At 71.7% G+C, this 18,985-nt stretch carries 16 protein-coding genes and 1 pseudogene; 4 read left to right on the plus strand and 13 right to left on the minus strand.

The window, feature by feature from the left end; translation table 11 throughout:
• The first annotated feature begins 281 nt into the window (after positions 1-281).
• Positions 282-2,840 carry a SpoIIE family protein phosphatase gene (locus ACH4DZ_RS03235; RefSeq protein ID WP_398285171.1) on the plus strand — a complete coding sequence of 853 codons (2,559 nt, stop codon included), beginning with the start codon at positions 282-284 and terminating at the stop codon, positions 2,838-2,840.
• Positions 2,841-2,870: 30 nt separating this feature from the next.
• Here ACH4DZ_RS03235 and ACH4DZ_RS03240 read toward each other — a convergent pair whose 3' ends face one another.
• The 4 genes from ACH4DZ_RS03240 to ACH4DZ_RS03255 form a co-directional block, all read right to left on the minus strand.
• Positions 2,871-3,617 carry a YqjF family protein gene (locus tag ACH4DZ_RS03240; protein ID WP_398285461.1) on the minus strand — a complete coding sequence of 249 codons (747 nt, stop codon included), beginning with the start codon at positions 3,615-3,617 and terminating at the stop codon, positions 2,871-2,873.
• Positions 3,618-3,704: 87 nt separating this feature from the next.
• Entirely contained in the window at positions 3,705-4,136 is a 432-nt protein-coding gene (locus tag ACH4DZ_RS03245; protein ID WP_107014972.1) for a hypothetical protein, read from the minus strand.
• Between the two features lie 125 nt (positions 4,137-4,261).
• Positions 4,262-5,791 carry a DEAD/DEAH box helicase gene (locus ACH4DZ_RS03250; RefSeq protein ID WP_398285172.1) on the minus strand — a complete coding sequence of 510 codons (1,530 nt, stop codon included), beginning with the start codon at positions 5,789-5,791 and terminating at the stop codon, positions 4,262-4,264.
• 316 nt (positions 5,792-6,107) lie between these two features.
• The gene (locus ACH4DZ_RS03255) at positions 6,108-6,311 is read right to left on the minus strand and encodes a cold-shock protein (protein ID WP_107014974.1); all 204 of its coding nucleotides are present in this window, start codon (positions 6,309-6,311) and stop codon (positions 6,108-6,110) included.
• A gap of 339 nt (positions 6,312-6,650) precedes the next feature.
• On the opposite strand from ACH4DZ_RS03255, the gene ACH4DZ_RS03260 reads away from it, so the two are divergent.
• Both ACH4DZ_RS03260 and ACH4DZ_RS03265 read left to right on the plus strand, forming a co-directional pair.
• Entirely contained in the window at positions 6,651-7,724 is a 1,074-nt protein-coding gene (locus tag ACH4DZ_RS03260; protein WP_398285173.1) for a dihydrodipicolinate reductase, read from the plus strand.
• Positions 7,725-7,749: 25 nt separating this feature from the next.
• The gene (locus tag ACH4DZ_RS03265) at positions 7,750-8,229 is read left to right on the plus strand and encodes a carboxymuconolactone decarboxylase family protein (RefSeq protein ID WP_398285174.1); all 480 of its coding nucleotides are present in this window, start codon (positions 7,750-7,752) and stop codon (positions 8,227-8,229) included.
• Positions 8,230-8,300: 71 nt separating this feature from the next.
• Here the strand turns inward: ACH4DZ_RS03265 and ACH4DZ_RS03270 are convergent, their stop codons facing one another.
• The gene (locus ACH4DZ_RS03270; RefSeq protein ID WP_398285175.1) at positions 8,301-9,944 is read right to left on the minus strand and encodes a GMC oxidoreductase; all 1,644 of its coding nucleotides are present in this window, start codon (positions 9,942-9,944) and stop codon (positions 8,301-8,303) included.
• A 137-nt stretch (positions 9,945-10,081) separates the two neighbouring features.
• Positions 10,082-11,365 carry a PucR family transcriptional regulator gene (locus ACH4DZ_RS03275; protein WP_398285176.1) on the minus strand — a complete coding sequence of 428 codons (1,284 nt, stop codon included), beginning with the start codon at positions 11,363-11,365 and terminating at the stop codon, positions 10,082-10,084.
• A gap of 248 nt (positions 11,366-11,613) precedes the next feature.
• Between ACH4DZ_RS03275 and ACH4DZ_RS03280 the strand changes: the two genes are divergently transcribed.
• Positions 11,614-11,976: a hypothetical protein gene (locus tag ACH4DZ_RS03280; RefSeq protein ID WP_398285177.1), complete on the plus strand. Its 363-nt coding sequence runs from the start codon at positions 11,614-11,616 to the stop codon at positions 11,974-11,976.
• Between the two features lie 90 nt (positions 11,977-12,066).
• Here ACH4DZ_RS03280 and ACH4DZ_RS03285 read toward each other — a convergent pair whose 3' ends face one another.
• The 7 genes and pseudogenes from ACH4DZ_RS03285 to ACH4DZ_RS03315 all read right to left on the minus strand — a co-directional run.
• Positions 12,067-13,032: a YihY/virulence factor BrkB family protein gene (locus ACH4DZ_RS03285; protein WP_398285178.1), complete on the minus strand. Its 966-nt coding sequence runs from the start codon at positions 13,030-13,032 to the stop codon at positions 12,067-12,069.
• Positions 13,033-13,354: 322 nt separating this feature from the next.
• On the minus strand, positions 13,355-14,422 hold the full coding sequence (locus tag ACH4DZ_RS03290; RefSeq protein WP_398285179.1) for a threonine aldolase family protein: 1,068 nt from the start codon (positions 14,420-14,422) through the stop codon (positions 13,355-13,357).
• Positions 14,419-15,108 (minus strand): TetR/AcrR family transcriptional regulator, encoded by a 690-nt coding sequence (locus ACH4DZ_RS03295; protein ID WP_398285180.1) that lies wholly within the window; start codon positions 15,106-15,108, stop codon positions 14,419-14,421. The genes ACH4DZ_RS03290 and ACH4DZ_RS03295 overlap by 4 nt, the downstream gene beginning before the upstream one ends.
• A gap of 280 nt (positions 15,109-15,388) precedes the next feature.
• The gene (locus ACH4DZ_RS03300; RefSeq protein ID WP_398285181.1) at positions 15,389-15,841 is read right to left on the minus strand and encodes a hypothetical protein; all 453 of its coding nucleotides are present in this window, start codon (positions 15,839-15,841) and stop codon (positions 15,389-15,391) included.
• A gap of 33 nt (positions 15,842-15,874) precedes the next feature.
• The gene (locus ACH4DZ_RS03305) at positions 15,875-16,330 is read right to left on the minus strand and encodes an SHOCT domain-containing protein (RefSeq protein ID WP_398285182.1); all 456 of its coding nucleotides are present in this window, start codon (positions 16,328-16,330) and stop codon (positions 15,875-15,877) included.
• Positions 16,331-16,477: 147 nt separating this feature from the next.
• Positions 16,478-17,845, minus strand: a complete 1,368-nt coding sequence (locus tag ACH4DZ_RS03310; RefSeq protein ID WP_398285183.1) for a hypothetical protein — start codon at positions 17,843-17,845, stop codon at positions 16,478-16,480.
• A 260-nt stretch (positions 17,846-18,105) separates the two neighbouring features.
• A pseudogene (locus ACH4DZ_RS03315) lies at positions 18,106-18,774 on the minus strand (HdeD family acid-resistance protein); the annotation flags it as partial.
• Positions 18,775-18,985 lie beyond the last annotated feature (211 nt).

Below are 18,985 nucleotides of genomic sequence, written 5' to 3' on the forward strand. Positions count from 1 at the left end.
CGTTCCACGTTCCCCTCCTTCGGCGGGAAATGCGGGCTGTCCCGCACGGCGCGTGGGCAAGGCACCCGACCAGCCTCTTTTCCCTGAACCCGGGCGCTCCGGTGTCCTGGGCGGGTGAACCGGGGAACAGCAGTCCCCACCGGACGCCCACGGTTCGCGTACACCCCGGTAGCCTCATCGGATTCACGCGCGCAGTGCCTCTCCCGGGTGCAGGCGGGGGGCCTCGTGGCGCATTCTTGCTGTGTCAGCCACCCGGGCGGCGCACGGACGAGGTAGGGCCGATGACTGGGAGAGCCGAGCACGAGACCCGGATCCCCGGACGCCTGGACCCGCTGCTCACCGGGGTCACCACGGAGGCGATCAGCGCGGCAGGCGGCTTCGCGGGCGGTGTGTACCTGCGCTCCCACACGCCGGGGCTGCTACGGCTGGCCGTGCTCTCCGGGCTGCCGGGTCCGCTGTTCCGCCCCTGGTGGCGGCTGCACGTGGACCGCAGGTTCCCCGTGGCGGACGCCTTCCGGCTGGGCGTCCAGGTGGTGCTCCCGGACGCGACAGAAACGATGCGCCGCTACCCCCAGTTCGCGGCGAGCCTGCCGTTCCAGTTCGGATCCCTGTACGTGCCGGTCGCGGACAGGTCGACGACGTACGGCGTCCTGACCATTCTGCGGCCCTCGGCGTCGGACGCCACCGAGGTCCTGCCCGACCGTGACCGCATGGCGCAGCTGGCCGAGGACCTGGGACAGGCGCTGTGGAAGCTGGCGGAGGACGGCGGGCCGGACATCGCCTGGGACGGCGAACCGCTCTGCGTACGGCCGCCGGCCACGCATCCTCCCGCCGGACGCATCGGACGGTTCACCTGGGATCCGGCGTCCGACGTCGTGACCGCGGACAGCCGTCTGCACGCCCTGCTCGGCGTGGCACCGGGCAGCCGCACGGACACCCCGCAGGCGCTCGCGGACGCCGTGGCCGCCACCGACTCCCATCAGATCCTGACCGCCTTACGGGAGACCGCGGCGGGAAGGCCGCCACCCCTTCCGCTGCCGGTGCGCGCCTCCGACGGCGGTCTGCGGCTGCTGGAGCTGTGGAACCCGCAGGACGCGCCCGGGTCGCCCGGGCCGTGCGCGGTCCGGGGCCTCGTCCTCGATCCGGACATCGGGTCGGCGGCGGACGGAGCGGCCGACCTGCTCCCCGAGGGGGTGTTCTGCCTCGACCGGCTGGGGCTCATCGTCTACGCGAACGAGCAGGCCGCCCGGCTCCTGGGCCGCCCGCGGACGCGGCTCCTCGGCCGCCCCCTCGGCGAGGAGGTGCCGTGGCTGGAGCGCTCCGCCTACGAGGACCATCTGCGCGAGGCGCTCCTGTCGCTGGAGCCGGTGCACTTCCACGTCGTACGCCCCCTGCGGTACAGCGAGGACTCTCCTCAGGAGTTCCACGGGGGCGGTGACTGGCTGGCGGTCTCCGTCTATCCCGGACCCGACATCCTGACCTGCACCGTCGTGCCCGCCAACCGGGTGGCCGAGCCGGCCCCCGCACTCGCGCCCCCGTCCGAGGGGCCCTCGGCGGCCGGTGTGCCCCTGCCCGACGGAGCGGCCGCCAAGGTCACCTCCATGGCGCCGCTCTACCGGCCGATCGTCCTCGCGATCGCGCTGACCGAGGCGGTCACCGCGCGCCAGGTGTCCGCGGTCGTGATGCAGGAACTGCTGCCCGCCTTCGGGGGCGGCCGGCTCGCCATCTATCTGCTCCAGGAACGGCACCTCTACCTGGCCTGGGAGACGGGCTTCCCCCAGGGATTCCTCGCGCCGTTCGAAGGCGTCGGCCTCGACGCGCGGATACCGGGGGTGGAGACCCTCACCAGTGGCCGCCCGCTCTTCTTCGAGTCGATGCAGCAGCTCGCGACCGCCTACCCGGGCATCCCCCTCGACGCGACCGAGGGCTCCCGCGCCTTCCTGCCGTTGATCGCCTCCGGGCGCCCGGTCGGCTCCTGCATCCTGGGCTTCGACCGCCCCCGGGGCTTCAGCACCGAGGAACGCACGGTGCTCACGGCCCTCGCCGGACTGATCGCGCACGCCATGGAGAAGGCCCAGCGCTACGACACCGAGGCCGCCCTCGCCCGCGGACTCCAGCAGGCGCTTCTGCCCCGGCGCCTCTCCGCCCATCCGCGGGTGGAGACCGTCGGGCGCTACCTCCCGGGCACGCAGGGGATGGAGGTGGGAGGGGACTGGTACGACGTCGTCGAGTCGGGCGACGGGCTCGCGCTGGTCATCGGCGACGTCCAGGGGCACGGCGTCCAGGCCGCCGCCACGATGGGCCAACTGCGCAGCGCCGTACGGGCCTTCGCGCTCGGTGACCGGCCGCCGGACGAGGTCATGAGCGGCACCAACCATCTTCTGATCGACCTCGACCCCGGTCTGTTCGCCAGCTGCTGCTACATCCGTCTCGATCCGCTCACCGGTCGGGCCCGGGTGGCCCGGGCCGGCCATCCGCCGCCGCTCCTCCGCTTCCCGGACGGCCGCACGCATGTCCTGGAGATCCCCGGCGGTGTCGTCCTCGGGGTCGATCCGCACGCCCACTACCCGGTGACGGAGCTGCAGCTGGACCCCGGCGCCGTCCTCGCCCTCTACACGGACGGCCTGGTCGAGACGCCCGGCGTCGACATCGACGAGGGCATCACCGCGCTGCGCGTCGCCCTGGCCCGGGCCGGTTCCCCGGCAGGCCGCCCGGGGGGCCGGTCGCTCGCGGGGGTCGCCGACCGGCTCACCGCCAAGGCCCGGCACGTGGCCGACCGCCCGGACGACATCGCGCTCCTGCTCGCCACCCGCCGCCCGGAGCCCGGCCGCGACCGCTGATCGCCCGGTCACCCGCGCCGGGACCAGCCCTCACCTGCGCGGAGGGCCCGCCGTCGCGCGGCCGAGGCGCACGGGGACCCCCGGCGAGTACAGCACGCTCACCGGATCCCCGGCCGGCGCCGGCAGACCGGCCGAACTGACGAGGTTCTCCTCGCACTCGACCAGCGTCGCGCGGTGCAGCGGCCAGCGCGGATGGTCGTTCGGCAGGAATCCGGCATCGCCGAAGAACGGTTTGTGCATGCCCCAGCGGGCGGTCAGGAAGTGTTCGAGGCCGGTCGGCTCCGCTATCCGCTCCCCCGGCCTGACGACCAGGCGGCTGTACGCGCCCCGTGGGCCCGGCAGGCGCCGCGCGCTGGTGTAGCCGACCGTGTCCTCGCCCCTCCGCACGGACATGCGGGACCACACGTACGGCAGGCGGAAACCGAGGCGGCCCATGAGCACCGGTACGAGCCGGGACGCGTCCATGGACCGGAAGACGACACCGCGCCGCCCGTACGCGTCGACCGAGTACAGCCGCACGTTGGTCTCCGGGAAGGAGCCGAAGTAGGGCACGCCGGGCAGCCGTAGCCAGCCCACCCGGTGCATCCGGAAGACGACCAGGCCGACGTAGGTGACGCCGTCCAGGGTGTCGGGGGCGGTACCGGCCGGCAGCAGTCCCTCGACCGCCGCCGGATCCACGGCCCAGTGCACGAAGGTCAGGTCCAGCCACTGCTGGGTGAGCAGCGGGCGGCGGAGTACGACCGGGGCGTCGGGCGTGATGGGCTGCGGCACGGAGATGATCGACACGGGCGCCAGCATCGCAGGGCCGTGCCGCGGGCATCGTGAGAAGCCGTGCCGTGTGACGCGTCTGGCACCGGTACGGCGTCAGACGTCGGTGGGCAGACCGCTCACCTCGGCGATGCCGCGCAGTTCCTCGTCCTGCCGCTGACGCTCACCGATGAAGTCGGCGATCTCCTGGCAGCGGGCGGGATCGGCCGCGGTGCCCGAGTCCGTCACGACCCTGACGGGTCCGCCCTGCTCGGTCTCGATCTCGACGATCTGGTTGTCCATGCGCCCGGTGACGGCGACCGCCACGACGAGGGACGCCTCGTCACGGACCTCCTGCGAGACCTTGGAGCCCTCCTCACCGTCCAGGCTCAGTTCGATCGGTCCGGCGCGCTGCTCCTGCATCGCTTCGAGGACGGGTTCGACCATGCGCAGCAGCATCGCGTAGTCCGTCGGGTTCATTCGGACACGCAGCAGATCGAGGTAAAGGTCCACGGGGCGGCTTTCCGGCGGAAACTCTGATTCAGTCATGGGACTCGACTTCCCCAATGTGGGCGACGTGATCGCATCTGCGTCCAGAATGGTGGATCTCAGCGCTCACCGCCGCTCGAAGCGCCCGACACCCGTACTGACGTGCGATTACACGTACGTACGAGCTACGCGCCGCGACGGATCCGGGCGGCCTTGCGAGCCTCCGCCGTCTGACGCGCCTCGGCCGTCCTGCGGGACTCGCCGCCGGAGCGGCCCGGGCGGGTGCCCATGCCCCGGAAGGGGGCGCCGCCGCGCGGGGGGCGCTCGGCGCTCTGGCCGCTCCCCGCGACGGGGATACCGGAGGGCGTCTGCGCGCCGGTGATACGGCTCAGCTCGGCCTCGCCCGAGCGGACCTGCGTGACCTGCGGCCTGATACGGGCGTCGGACATCAGCCGGGTCATGTCGCGGCGCTGGTTGGGCATGACCAGCGTGACGACGCTGCCGGACTCGCCCGCCCGGGCCGTACGGCCGCCGCGGTGCAGGTAGTCCTTGTGGTCGCCGGGCGGGTCGACGTTGACCACGAGGTCGAGATCGTCGACGTGGATCCCCCGGGCCGCGACGTTGGTCGCGACCAGGACGGTGACCGCGCCGCTCTTGAACTGGGCCAGGGTGCGGTTGCGCTGGGGCTGCGACTTGCCGCCGTGCAGGGCCGCGGCCTTCACGCCGCTGCCGAGCAGGTGCTTGGTGAACTGGTCGACGGCGTGCTTGGTGTCGAGGAACATCAGCACGCGCCCGTCGCGGGCCGCGATCTCCGTTGCGGTGGCGTACTTGTCGGCCCCGTGCACGTACAGCACGTGGTGCTCCATCGTGGTGACGGTGCCGGCCGACGGGTCGACCGAGTGGACCACCGGGTCGTGCAGGTAGCCGCGGACCAGGAGGTCGATGTTGCGGTCCAGGGTCGCCGAGAACAGCATCCGCTGACCGTCGGGCTTGACCAGGTCGAGGAGGGCGGTGACCTGGGGCATGAAGCCCATGTCGGCCATCTGGTCCGCCTCGTCCAGGACCGTGATGCCGACCCGGTCCAGACGGCAGTCCCTGCGCTCGACCAGGTCCATGAGGCGGCCCGGGGTCGCGACGACGACCTCGGCGCCGGAACGCAGCGCACCGGCCTGCCTGCCGATCGACATACCGCCGACCACGGTGGCCATCCGCAGCTTCAGGGAGCGGGCGTACGGCGTGAGCGCGTCGGTGACCTGCTGGGCCAGCTCACGGGTGGGGACGAGGATCAGCGCCAGCGGCTTCTTCGGCTCGGCACGCCGTCCGGCCGTGCGGACGAGGAGCGCCAGGCCGAAGGCGAGCGTCTTGCCCGAACCGGTGCGGCCACGGCCCAACACGTCGCGGCCCGCGAGGGAGTTGGGCAGCGTGGCGGCCTGGATCGGGAAGGGCTCCGTCACGCCGAGGCCGGTGAGCGTCTCCAGCAGCTCGGCGGGCAGGCCCAGTTCGGCGAAGCTCGACACCGCCGGGAGGGCGGGGGTGAGGGTGGTCGGAGGTGCGAACTCACCCTGCACGGCGGCGGGCCGTCGTCCGCTGCCGCCGGAGCGGCCGACGGAGCGCCCCTGGCCCTGCGGGCGGGACCGGCCGCCGCGGTCGGAGCCGCCGAAGCCGTCCTTGCGGTTGTTTGAGAAACGATCATTCGTACGAGCTGAGCGGTTCATGAAGAACCTTCCTCGATATGGCACGTATCGAGGAATTCTCGGCGTGTACGAGCCGAACGAATTGCAAGAACGAGCCGGATGTAAGACGAAAGCAGGCCTGCCCGGCCGACTCGGCACACCGGGAAACGGTGTCGGGCGGCGGGAATCCCCGAAGTGGGAACCGGGGCGGATCAAAGGGCCGGACTGGGTCGCGGAGCACCCGTGGACCGGACCGGCCGTGGGCGGGCCCGCGGAGCAGCCACCCAGGCCATTGAAAAAGCAACAAGCTGGGGCCCCACCACTAAGTGGGACCCCAGCTGCCGTGCGCGCTACAGCATCAGGCAGGAACGATGTTCTCCGCCTGCGGGCCCTTCTGGCCCTGCGTGACGTCGAAGGTCACCTTCTGGCCTTCCTGGAGCTCGCGGAAGCCCTGGGTGGCGATGTTCGAGTAGTGGGCGAAGACGTCGGGGCCGCCGCCGTCCTGCTCGATAAAGCCGAAGCCCTTTTCCGAGTTGAACCACTTCACGGTTCCACTAGCCATGTCATATCCCTTTCGGGGCAGTACCCGGGGGCCCGCACTGTGTGGACCCCTGTGACGCCGCAATTGACCCCGTCCGGAATGGAACGCCGGAAATACAAAAGTGCCCGACGAATACGAATTCGCCTGCGGCACTTGAAGTGTGCGGGAACTACAACTGCAACTGGATCAAGACTATCACGGAGGGCCCGTCAGGCAACGGCACGGCCGCACCGCCGGAAAACCGTTACCTACGGACATCCGGCACCCGTGCAGCCCCGGCCGGAGCGCACCGCACGGAGCGGGTGGCGAGGTCCGTGCAGGACTATGGAAACTGACGGCTCGTCAGGTTACGCTCCGCGCATGATTCCCACGGTGGTCTGGGGTACCGGCAATGTCGGCCGCGCCGCGATCCGTGCGGTCGAGGCGCATCCGGCGCTCGATCTCGCGGCCGTGCTCGTCCACAGCCCCGGCAAGGTCGGGCGCGACGCGGGCGAGCTCGGCGGTCTCGGCCGGGGCCTGGGCGTCACGGCGACCGACGACATCGACGCCGTACTGGCCGCGGCCCCCCGGGCCGTCGTGTACGCGGCCTCGGGCGACATCAGGCCCGACGAGGCGCTGGCCGACCTGGGCAGGGCGATCCGCGTCGGCGCCGTGGTCGTCACCCCGTCGCTGTATCCGCTCTACGACCAGCGCAACGCCCCGCCCGAGTTCCGTGACCCCGTGCTGGCCGCCGTGGCCGACGGCGGCGGGTCGCTGTTCGTCTCCGGCGTCGACCCCGGCTGGGGCAACGACGTACTGCCCCTGCTGATGAGCGGTCTCGGCACGGTCGTCGACGCCATCCGCTGCCAGGAGATCTTCGACTACTCCACGTACGAGCAGGAGGAGTCGGTGCGGTTCCTGGTCGGGATGGGGCAGCCGATGGACTACGAGCCGCTGATGCTCGCCCCGTCGATCCCGACCATGGTGTGGGGCGGGCAGATACGGCTGATGGCCAGAGCGCTGGGCGTCGAGCTCGACGAGATCCGCGAGACCCTGCAGCGCCGCCCGCTCGACACCACCGTGCAGACCCGGACGATGGGCGAGTTCGCGGCCGGCACCCAGGGCGCGGTGCGCTTCGAGGTGCAGGGCGTCGTCGGGGGCGAGCCCCGCATCGTGATCGAGCACGTCACCCGGATCCATCCCTCCTGCGCACCGGACTGGCCGGTTCCGCCGAACGGCGACGGGGCCCATCGCGTGATCATCGAGGGCCGCCCGCGCATCGAGGTCACGATCGAGGCGACCGACGAGGGCGAGAACCGGTCCGCGGGCGGGAACGCCACGGCGGTCGGCCGGCTTGTGGGCGCGATCGAGTGGCTCGTGGACGCCGAGCCCGGACTGTACGACGCGCTCGACGTCCCGCTGCGGCCGGCGGTCGGAAGGCTCGGCAGGAAGTGACACCGCGCACGCGAAGGAGTCCCGCATGAACGTCGACATTCCCGAGGGCAGGAACGCGATCGAGTACGTGTGGGGCGAGATGGTCCCCTGCATCGGGCCCGCCGCCGCGAACTTCTCACTGGCCGTCTACGCCCATACGACCCTGGGGCTGCGCGAGTTCGAGGCCGCGCGGCTGCGGATCGCGCAGATCAACGGCTGTCTCTTCTGCCTCGACTGGCGGACCGAGCGGGACGGACTCAAGGTCGAGGAGGAGTTCGCCGACGCGGTGGCCGAGTGGCGTACGACCGACGCCTTCGACGAGCGCACCCGGCTGGCCGCCGAGTACGCCGAGCGGTACGCCCTGGACCATCACGGCCTCGACGAGGAGTTCTGGGACCGGATGACCGCGCACTACGGCCAGGCCGAGATCGTCGAACTGACGATGAGCCTCGGGTCGTGGCTGGCGTTCGGGCGGCTCAACCGCGTCCTCGGGCTCGACGCCATGTGTGTGCTGCCGGGGCACTGAGCCGGGGCGCCACACCGGTCCGGGACCGTCCGGCGAGGCCGGGCGGCCCCGGTTGCGTAACCCGGCCGTCGCTACAGGTCCGCGGCGATGATCGCTTCGATGTTCCGTTCCGCGAGCGCCGTGATGGTGACGAACGGGTTGACGCTGGTGTTGCCCGGGACGAGCGCGCCGTCGATGACGTACAGACCCGGATGTCCGTGCAGGCGGCCGTAGTTGTCCGTCGCCTTGTTGAGCACCGCGCCCCCGAGGGGGTGGTACGTGAGGTGGTCGCCCCAGATCTTGTAGGCGCCGAACAGGTCGGTCCGGTAGATCGTGCCCTCCTTGGCGTTGATCTTGTCGAAGATCGTCTTGGCCATGTCGATGGACGGCTGCTTCCAGGCCGTCTGCCAGTTGAGGTCGACGTTGCCCGTCCCGGCGTTGTACGAGAACTGGGCGCGGTGGGGGTTCTTGGTGATCGACAGATAGAACGAGGCGAAGGTCTCGATGCCGGTGGGCAGGGGGGCCACCTCGGCGAACGCGCCGCCCGCGGCCCAGTTGTCGATGCCGGAGCACGGGATGGACGACTGCACGGCGCCCGTGGGGTCCCACAGATGGTTGGCGCGCCCGCACATCACGTTGCCGTTGTCGCCCCAGCCCTTGCCCACCTCGCCGTTGAGGCCGGGCAGCGCGCCGGTGGCCTTCAGCCTGACCAGGAGCTTGCTCGTGCCGACGCTGCCGGCCGCGAAGAACACCCGGTCCGCGGTGACGGTCTTGGTGGCCGTGGTGCCGCCGGTGGTGTTGAGCTGGTCGATGACGACCGTGTAGCGGCCACCGGCGGCCGGGGCGACCGAGGTGACCTTGTGGAGTGGTGAGATCGAGACCCGTCCGGTCGCCTTCGCCCTGGCGAGATAGGTCTTCTGCAGGGACTTCTTGCCGTAGTTGTTGCCATAGAGGATCTCGCCCGCGAGTGCGGACTTCGGTACGGTCCCGGCGGCCTCCTGCTCCATGTAGTCCCAGTCGTACACGTCGGGCACGAAGACGAACGGGAAGCCCGAACGCTGGGCGTGCTTACGGCCGACCCGCGCGTACTGGTAGCAGTCGGCCGTCTCGAACCACGTCGGGTCGACCGTGCCGACCCCGAGGCCCGCGTTGGCGCGCGGGTAGTAGACGGAGTACATCTGGGCGGCGTCGACCGACGGCAGGACGGCGGCGAAGTTCTCCCGCTTCGGAGTGACCGCCATGCCTCCGTTGACCAGCGAACCGCCGCCGACGCCGCGGCCCTGGTAGACGATGATGCCGCCCATCTCCTCGGCGTCCAGGATCCCGGTGTAGCGCGGGACGTCCTTGTCGATGGGGAAGCCGAGGAAGTTGCTGAGCGGCTGCTTCGTCCTGGTGCGCAGCCAGTAGGACCGCTGGTCGGGGCTCGTCGTGTTGGCGAAGATCTTGCCGTCGGAACCGGGGGTGTCCCAGGCCATGCCCATCTCGATCATATGGACGTCGACGCCCGCCTGGGCCAGGCGCAGAGCGGCCACCGAGCCGCCGTATCCGGTACCGATCACGAGGGCGGGCACGTGCGCCCCCGGTTCGATCACCGCCGCCGCGGACGCGGTGGCGGCGTGCGCCGGGCCCACCTGCCCGGCGAGCGCGGCCGAGCCAAGAAAAGAACCGGTTACAGTGATGAATCGTCGCCGGGACACACCTCTCAGGCCCGTCCCACGTGGGGAATCGTCGTTCATGCGCGGCTCCTCACTCTCCATAGAGTGAAACGGGTTCTACTTGCACTCCCGTGAGAAGTCACGCCATACCCTGAGGTAACTTTCAAACGATCACATACAGGGCATCACACATCGCGCGGCCGGTATCCGATGGGGCGTCACGTATCGCGCAGCAGTCGCCTGGCCGTCAGCGCGAGGCTGAACTCGACCATGTCCGCCGGGCGGGCGAGCGAGCGACCGGTCAGCTGCTCGCACCGCTTCAGCCGGTTGAGGACGGTGTTGCGATGGCAGTACAGCCGGACGCTCGCCCGCTGCGCCGAGCCGTCGCAGTCGAGCCACGCGGCCAGCGTGTCCAGCAGGATGTCGCGGTCGGACGGCTCCAGACGCAGCAGCGGCCCCAGGACCCGCTCGGCCAGCGCGCCGCCCAGTTCCGGGCACGACATCACGAGGGCGGCCGGCAACTGCTCGGTCAGCCGTACGGTGCCGCCGTCGTCCGCGCACATGCTCAGGGCCATGTCCGCCAGCCTGCGGGCGTCGCCCACCGCGGCGAGGCCCGCCACGACGGGTCCCACGCCGACCCTCGTCCCCGCGGGAGCGGTCAGCCCCACCGTCGGCTCGTCCTGATCGCCGTCGCCGTCGCCGTCGCCGACCAGGACGATGCAGTGGTCGACCTCCACGCCCGTGTGCCAGTACACGCGGGCACCGGCCGGGACGACGGCGCCGGGCACGGACGTGCGGCCCGCCTGACGTCCGCCCGCGACGGCGATCACCGCGTACCGGCCCTGTTCCGGCAGGTCCAGGGCCTCGGCCGTCTCGGCGACGTCCGCGATCCGGCTCGTACCGTCGAGCAGGGCGGCGGTCAGCAGGCGCACCCGGTGCTCCTGGCGCCACGCGTGCTGCCGTTCCACCTTGCGGTAGACGTCCGCCACGAGGGTGCAGTGCTCGTCGACGAAGTTCCATACGTCGGCCGCCACATGGACGAGCAGGCGGACGTCCTCGGGGGCGGTCCGTGAGGTCTCCTCGACCAGCGACTGCCAGATCAGGGAGCCGCCGAGCCGGAAGGCGTGCAGCAACGCGTCCAGCGGCAGCCCCTGTTCGGCACGCACTGCGCCGATCTTCGACGAGCAGCGCAGTGCGGCGTCCCGGGCGCTGCGCGGGTCGAGCAGCGAGCTGACACTGTGCCGGAGCGACCGGTGCGCCTCCTGCCAGGTGCCCGCGGGATCGCTCTCCAGGGTGCTGCGGTAGGCGGGTTCCCGTTCCCGCAGCGCCGCCACCAGGCGGTCGGTCAGCTCCGGAAGGTTGTTCAGGAGCACGCGGGCCGACCGGTGCAGCACCCGAAGGGCGTCGGCGTCGATCAGCGAACGGACCTTCGGGGCACGCGACAGCGCGGCGGACGGCGGTCCGTGACCCAGCTCGGCTCGGGACCGTACGGCTTGCTGCATCGCGTTTCTCCCGGGGCGTCGGCTCGTCTGCTCCGTGGCGGTGCGCTCACAGCGGTCCGTGCACGGCCGCCTGTCGGCCGCGGTTCCCTGCGATGGTCGGCACCTGTCTCGTCCTGCCCCGTAGAATGACATACCGTCCAGTCGGTCCCTAGGGTTCTGCGTTGTTCTTTTCCGGCGGCCCGTGACAGGCGTCCCGCGTGCCCCGGGGTTTCAGGGGCATCCGGAAGCCGAACGGGAGGAGATGTGTCATGCATCCGGCACGTGGAAGCGGCGGGGATCCCGAAGGCTGGCTCTGGGCGCTGGGCGCGCTCGCTCTGTACGCGCTGATCAGCTACGCGCTGGCGTACCGGGCACGCGCCCGGCGCGGCTCGGGCCATCCGGCCCACGACGCCCTGCACGACCTCAAGGACCGGGAGGAACCCCAGACGCCCCGGCAGCGTTTCATTAGCCGCACGCTCATGCTGTGCGGAGGGGCCGTGACCGGTCTGGTGGCCTTCACCACCTCGGGCGCGGTGCGTGTGGCGGCGGTCGCGGTCACGGCGGTCGTGGCGGTCGCCGTGTGGGCGTACTACGACCACCGGACCGAGAATCCGGTGGCCCAGCGGCGGTGACGTGCTGTTGGGCGCCGTTGCCCCGCAGGTGAAGGGGTCTTTGCCGTTGCGCAGGTCAGGAGCGACCCGGTCCCTTCGTCGTCCCGCGTGTCAGGGGCCGGAGCCCGGGTCCGGTTTCACGGCGGTGGTGATGCCGGCGCGGGCGGCTTCGAGCTGGGCGGCGAAGGCGACCCCGAGGAAGAGCGCGACACCGGTGAGGTTGGCCCACAGCAGCAGGGCCACGAACGCGGTGAGGGGACCGTAGACGGCACCGAAGGACCCGCTCCTGGCGACGTAGAGCGCCAGCAGCCAGGTGGCCGCGACCCACAGCACCAGATGGACCGCCGAGCCGAAGGCCAGCCAGGTGTAGCCGGGCTGGTCCCGGCGCGGAGCCCAGCGGAAGATCACCGCGGAGGCGACCCACACCAGCGCCACGCCCAGGGGCACTTCGAGCGGCCCCCACCAGTCGAGACTGTCCCGGGACCAGCCGAAGGTCTCGACCACCGACTCCCCCACCGCGTCACCGGCGACGAGAACGAGGAAGCCCAGGACGAGGGGCATGCCCGCGGTGAGCGCGAGGAGCAGGGAACGGGCGTACTTGGTGAGGAACGGACGGTCGCGTTCGATGCCGTATATCCGGTTGGCGCCCCGCTCGACCTGGCCCATCGCCGAGGCCAGGTTGAGTACGGCGAAGGCCAGGCCCAGCCACATCGCGAGGGCGCCCCAGATACCGGATCCGGCGCTGCGGGCCGTCTTGTCCAGGGCCTCCTCGACCAGATCGGCGCTGGCGCCGGGCACGATCCGGCCGAGGGTGAGTTCGATGATCCGACCGATGCTCTCGGTGTGGACGGTCGTGGCGACCCCCACCAGGGCGATGGTGAACGGCACCATGCCGAGGACCACCTGGAAGGCGAGGGAGCGCGCGTTGGTGAAGCCGTCGGCGTAGCGGAAGCGGGCGAACGCGTCCACCAGGAGGCGCCTGCCGCCGTAACGGCGCAGCGCGGTGAGTGCCTCGTCGCCGGAGAGTTCCTCCCCGATCATGTCCCGTGTCTGCGGGACGTGCACGGCGGTACCCATCGCGTATGTCTCCTCAAGTCGTCCGTCCGGCGACCCGAGCCGAACGGCAGATGATCGCACACACATCGGGCCACGTCCGGGGTGGGCCGGATCCCGGTCGGTTTCGCCATCATGGGGCCGGCGCCGTCCGGGAACGCGGGACCCACCCGGCTCCCGCGTTCCCGGTACGCCGTACAGCCTCCGGCGCTCCCAGTACCCCCACCGCAGCGGAGTAGCACCCGTATGGGAACCGTCGCCGCACCGCGCCGCACCGCCTCGCAGGGGGTTCGTGAGCGCGGCCCGCATTCCCGGGCCGATCCTGCCCGTCGCGTTCTTCCGGGGGTCAGGCGGCGTACCGGCGGATGTCGTGGAGCAGGTCGTCGATGCTTCGCGGGGTCGTCGCGAAGGAGGTGACGAAGCGGACGACGCCGGGCTCCCAGCGGTCGTGGTAGAAGGTGTAGCCGTCGGCCAGCAGCCCCTCGGTGACCTGCCGGGGCAGTCGGCAGAAGAGGATGTTGGCCTCGGCGGCGCCGAGGAGATCGACCTCCGGTACGGCCTTGACGCCGTCCTGGAGGCGGGCGGCCATGGCGTTGGCGTGGGTCGCGTTGCGCAGCCACAGGTCGTCCGTCAGGTACGCGTCGAGCTGGGCGGCGTGGAAGCGCATCTTGGAGGCGAGCTGGCCGGCCCGCTTGGCGCGGAAGCTCAGTTCGGCGGTGAGGGAGCGGTCGAAGACGACGATCGCCTCGGCGGTCATCGTGCCGTTCTTGGTGGCTCCGAACGACAGCAGGTCGACACCGGCCCGCCAGGTCAGCTCGGCCGGGGTGGCGCCGAGGGCCGCGACGGCCCCGGCGAAGCGGGCGCCGTCCATGTGGAACCGCAGGCCCGGCTCCTTGATGATCGAGCCGAGGGTACGCAGCTCGTCGAGGGAGTAGACGGAGCCGGTCTCGGTGGACTGCGTGACGCTCACCACGGAGGGTTCCACGCTGTGTACGTCCCCGGCCTTGTTGCGTACGGCCGCGCGGAGTTCGTCCGCGTCGATCTTCGCGTCGTCGCCGCCGAGGGGGACGAGCTTGGCGCCCGCGGTGTAGAACTCCGGTGCCCCGCACTCGTCGTTGTTGATGTGGCTGTCGCGGTGGCACAGGACGCTGCCCCAGGGTGGGGTGAGCGCGGCCAGGCTCAGGGCGTTGGCGGCGGAGCCGGTGGAGACGATCAGGATGTCGACGTCGCGTTCGAATATCTCGGACAGCTTGCCGCGGACACCGGCCGTGATGCCGTCCGACCCGTAGGGCGAGGCCGGTCCCGCGGCGGCCCGGACCACCGCGTCGACTATCTCCGGGGAGGCGCCGGCCGCGTTGTCGCTGCTGAAGGTGCGGGCGGCGGAGGCGGGGGCGGCGGTCGTGCTGTTGCTCATTCCGTGGGTCCTGACTTTCCGTCGAGTGGGGTGCTGGGGCGGGCGGCCCGTGCCGGATCGGCGGCGGTGACGAGCTGGCGCAGGGCCCCGTAGTAGACCTCGTGGTCGGTCAGGACGGGCAGGATCGCCGTCACGTCGCCGGTCAGCGCCGGGTAGTCCGCCGGGTCGAGGGAGGCCAGGGCGGTGCGGGTGAGTGCCTGGGTGGCCCCGGGGTCACGGTGGTCCACGAAACTCGCGCTGCCGAGGGTGAGCAGGTAGATCCGCCGGTAGACGGTGATCGCCTCCTGGTGGGTCAGGCCGGCCGCGAGGCTGTCGGCGAGCTGCGGCTCGACGAGGCGGGCCAGCAGGTTCGGGCCGAGCCAGGGACGGGCGCCCCGCAGCGCGACCAGGCCCGGATGCGCCGACAGCAGGCGGTACAGAGCGGTGAACCGCGTCTCGGTGGCCTCGGCCCAGCCGGTGCCCGGCGCGATCTCGGGCAGTTGGGCGGCCAGGTGGTCGGTGCACAGGTCCAGCAGTCCGGCCAGATCGGTGCAGCGACGCTGGAGGGAGGCGAGGGAGATGCCCAGCCGGGCCGCCAGCGCGCGGAAGGTCAGCGCGTTGGGGCCTGACTCGTCGACCAGTCGCAGGGCGGTCGCGGCGATCCGGTCGGGGGTCGCGCGGTCCAGGGACGGGGAGTTCCGTGGCATGCGTGTCAGTGTACGGTACGCCGTATCGAACACGCCGCGGCCGTGGCGGACGCCAAGTGCGCCGGGTGCGTCCGGTGTGCCGGGTGCTCCGTGTCGAACGCGAGCTACGCCGTAACCGGTGCCCGGTGCGGCGCATCGGACGCGGCGCACGGCGCGTCGCGCGGGACGCCGATGACCCGGTCGCCGCCCCCCGGGGGGAGCGAACGACCGGGTCATCGGCGCTGGACCGCGCACGACCCCGGCACGGGCCGTGCGGTGCACAGCCCGTGCCGGGCCTCTCTCACAGGTTGCGCGGCGGCGTCGTGAACGACTCGTCGAAGTCATCCTGCCGGACCACGCTCAGGGCCCAGATGATGAAGCCCGAGAAGGCGATCATCACGATGGACCAGACCGGGTAGTACGGCATGGAGAGGAAGTTGGCGATGATGATGAGACCGCCGATGACCATGCCGGCGACCCTCGCCCAGGTCGACGCCTGGAAGAGTCCGATGCTGACGATCACGGCCACGACGCCCAGGGCGAGATGGATCCAGCCCCACGAGGTGAGGTCGAACTCGAAGACGTAGTCGGGTGTGCTGACGAAGAGATCGTCCTCGGCGATCGCCATGATCCCCCGGAGTAGGTCGAGCACACCCGCGATCATGAGCATGATGGCCGCGAAGACCGTCAGGCCTTCGGCCCAGTGCCGCTTCGTCGAGTGCGCCTGCGCGTGGCCGGTGTGTGTCGCAGTCATACCGATGCCTCGTTTCCGTGTCGTGCGATGCCGTCAGCGACCGGCCGCCGCATGCGCGGCGCCCGTCCGGGCCGAGCTGCCGGAGCCGCTCAGGACCAGCTCCTTGGCCCGGTGGAACTCCTCCTCCGTGATGTCGCCGCGGGACTTGATCTCGGACAGCCTGGCGAGTTCGTCGACGCTGCTGGGCCGGTCCGCGCCCCGGGCCGTGTCCCGGACGTACGACTCGAACGCCTCGTGCTGTGCGCGCGCCTGCGCGACCTCCCGGTGGCCCATGTTCTTGCCCCGGGCGATCACGTAGACGAAGACCCCGAGGAACGGCAGGAGGACCACGAAGGCCAGCCAGCCCGCCTTGCCCCAGCCGCTCATGTCGTCGTCCCGGAAGATGTCGACGACGATCCGGAACAGCAGGACGAACCACATGATCCACAAGAAGAAGACCAGCATGGACCAGAAGACGCTCATGAGCGGATAGTCGTAGGCGAGGTACATGACTTTCCTCCGTCCTGGGCTTTCGCCCAGCCGTTTTCCACCTTTTTCAGCGTGCCCCGGTCAAAGAGTCGTCGGCTCACCCGGAGAGGGTGAGAGAACCGGACGCGTGCCGCGCGGGGCGGGACGTCAGGGTGTCCCGGCCACGGTTCAGGGAGCGACACGGCCGGAAGCCCTGCCGTCCCCGGGCGGGGCGGACACGGCGACGGCGACGAGCACCGCCACCGCGGCCAGTGCCACCAGGACCAGGGCCAGGACGAGCGCCACGGAACCGACCGTCGGGTGGTTCCACAGCACGAGGGCCAGGGCGCCCGCCCCGATGACGACGCCGGTGGCCCACGACCGGCGGGCGGCCACCCGGCGTCCCACGGGGCCGACGCGCACACCCGCCCGGCTCAGGGCCCGCCCGGCCGCTCCCGCGCCACGCCGGGACACCTTCCGCACGCCGACGGCCGCCCGCCCCGGACCGTACAGATACGCGGCCACTGCCGTGACCAGCGCGACGACGAGCAGGGTGCGCGTGCTGTCGCGCAGGAAGCGTACGAAGGTGTCGAAGATCGCCGCGGCGGCGTCCGGAGGGAGCGTGCCGGCCGGGACCGTGTCCAGGTACGCCCGGCGCATGACCGCCAGCGCGATGAGCAGCGCCACCATCATCACGCCGATGCCGAGAGCCGTGATCAACAGCATCGACCGGTGTCGGGGCGCGGTCCACACCGCCAGGGCCGCGAGGGCGACGGTGAGCACGGGCAACCACGTACCGACGACGTCCAGCACCCGCATCGTGTCCTGCGCCTTGGCCAGTTCCTCGGTGCGGAACAGGGTGACGGTCCGGTCGCTGTCCGGGATGGCGGCGGCCTTCTCGAAGCCCTGGTCGACGAGGCGTTGACGCACCTGGTCGACCACCGTGCCGATGTCCAGTTCGACGGCGTCGTCCGTGGCGCGGAGGGCGCCGTGCCGCTCCCCGGTGAGCATGCCCAGCACGGCGGCGTGCGCCCGCCGGTTCGATCCCTCCCACGCCTGCTGGAAGAGGTCGCTCGTGACCACTCGGTCGACGTTGCGCCGTACGACGGTCCGTACCGCGGAGGTCAGCGGCCCGGTCAGGGCCTCGGAGCCGGCCACCACGCGCGGCGGCGCCCCGGCGTCCGCGAGCACCTTCGTGAGCGAGGCCGTCACCGCCTCGACGTCCACCTGCCGCACCACGCGGTCGGTCAGCCGGTCGGTCACCACCTTCTGCACGGCGGGGTCCGAGGCGAGCGGCGCGACGGTCGCGACGTACCGGTCGGTGTCGGAGACCGTGTCGTGCACCCAGGCCGCGACGACCGCCAGGGGCGCGAGCAGGAGCGCCGCGAGGAGGAGGATCGTGGCGCCCAGGCGGCGTACACGCCGGTGGCGCAGGGTCGCGGTCCGGCGCAGCCGCTCGTACTCCGCGCGTTCCTCGGCGCTCAGGACACGACCGGTGTCCTCGGCTGCGCCGGAGTGGGACGGTACGGCGTCGCTGTCCGGGACGTCCGGGACCATGGCTCCTCCTCGGAGGTGTGCGCCCCGGCAACGGCGCGCCGCCGACGGGTTACGGGGCTGCGGCGGGTCAGGGAGGCTTCGCCGGGTTACGGGGCTGCGGCGGACCGGCGCCGAAGGAGGTCAGGGAGGTGTCAGTCGCTCCCGGCGGGTCTCGTGGGGTTGGCGGGGCTCGCGGGGTCCGCAGGGGTCGTGGGGTCTGCGGGCTCTGTGAGGCCTGTGTAGCTCGTGGGCCCGGTGGGGTTCGCCGGCTCGGCCAGGCCGGCCGGGGCTCGCGGACTCGTGGCGCCCTCCTTGCCGATGGCGCGCTCCTTGCCGAACGTGGCTCGCCAGGCGAAGGCGATCGCCACCTCCACCAGTCCGAGCAGGACGAGCCACAGGCCGAGCAGCCGGGTCAGCGCCTGGGCCGACTCGGTCGGCAGCGCCAGCACCACGATGCCGGCGAGGATGCCGATCACGGCGGCCCCGAAGAGGAAGCCGCGGTGGGGCAGGCCCCTGCCGACGACGGCCGTGTGGAGGGTGAGGATGCCGGACACCAGCCAGACGACCCCGACGATCAGCGAGAGCGCGGCGATCGTCTGCAGCGGGTTCCGCAGGCAGAGCACCCCCGCGAGGACGTACAGCACCGCCAGGAGCAGTCCGGGCAGCCGTTCGCCGAGGTCGTCGCGGGCGAAGGACGAGACGAACCGGAAGCCCCCGGTCACCAGCAGGTAGAGCCCGATCAGGACCGCGAGGACGTGCAGCGTCCCCTCCGGCCAGACCAGTACGAGGATGCCGGGCACGAGGGTGGCCACCGCCGAACCGAGGATCCAGGTCCAGGAGTGCCCGAGCTTCGCCAGCGCCTCCGCCGGATCGGTGGACGACCCCGGGGCCGCCCCCGCGGGGTGGTGAGTCGGTCCGGAACGCGGTGCCGGACCACCGGACACGGTCATGGCTCCTCCTCGCGCGGTCGAAGAGCACCGCGGGCGAACCGCCGCAGGGGCGGTGTGTGATGACGTCGACCGTCAGCCTCGCGCCCTCCCGGCGGGGGGGGGGGGGCCCCCCCCGGGGGGGGGGCCCCCCCCCCCCGGCCCCGCGGGGGGGGGGGGGGGGCGGGGCGGGCGGGGGGGGGGGCCCCGGGGGCCCCCCCCCCGGGCCGCCCGC

Source organism: Streptomyces sp. NPDC017991, assembly GCF_044328075.1.
Lineage (GTDB): Bacteria > Actinomycetota > Actinomycetes > Streptomycetales > Streptomycetaceae > Streptomyces.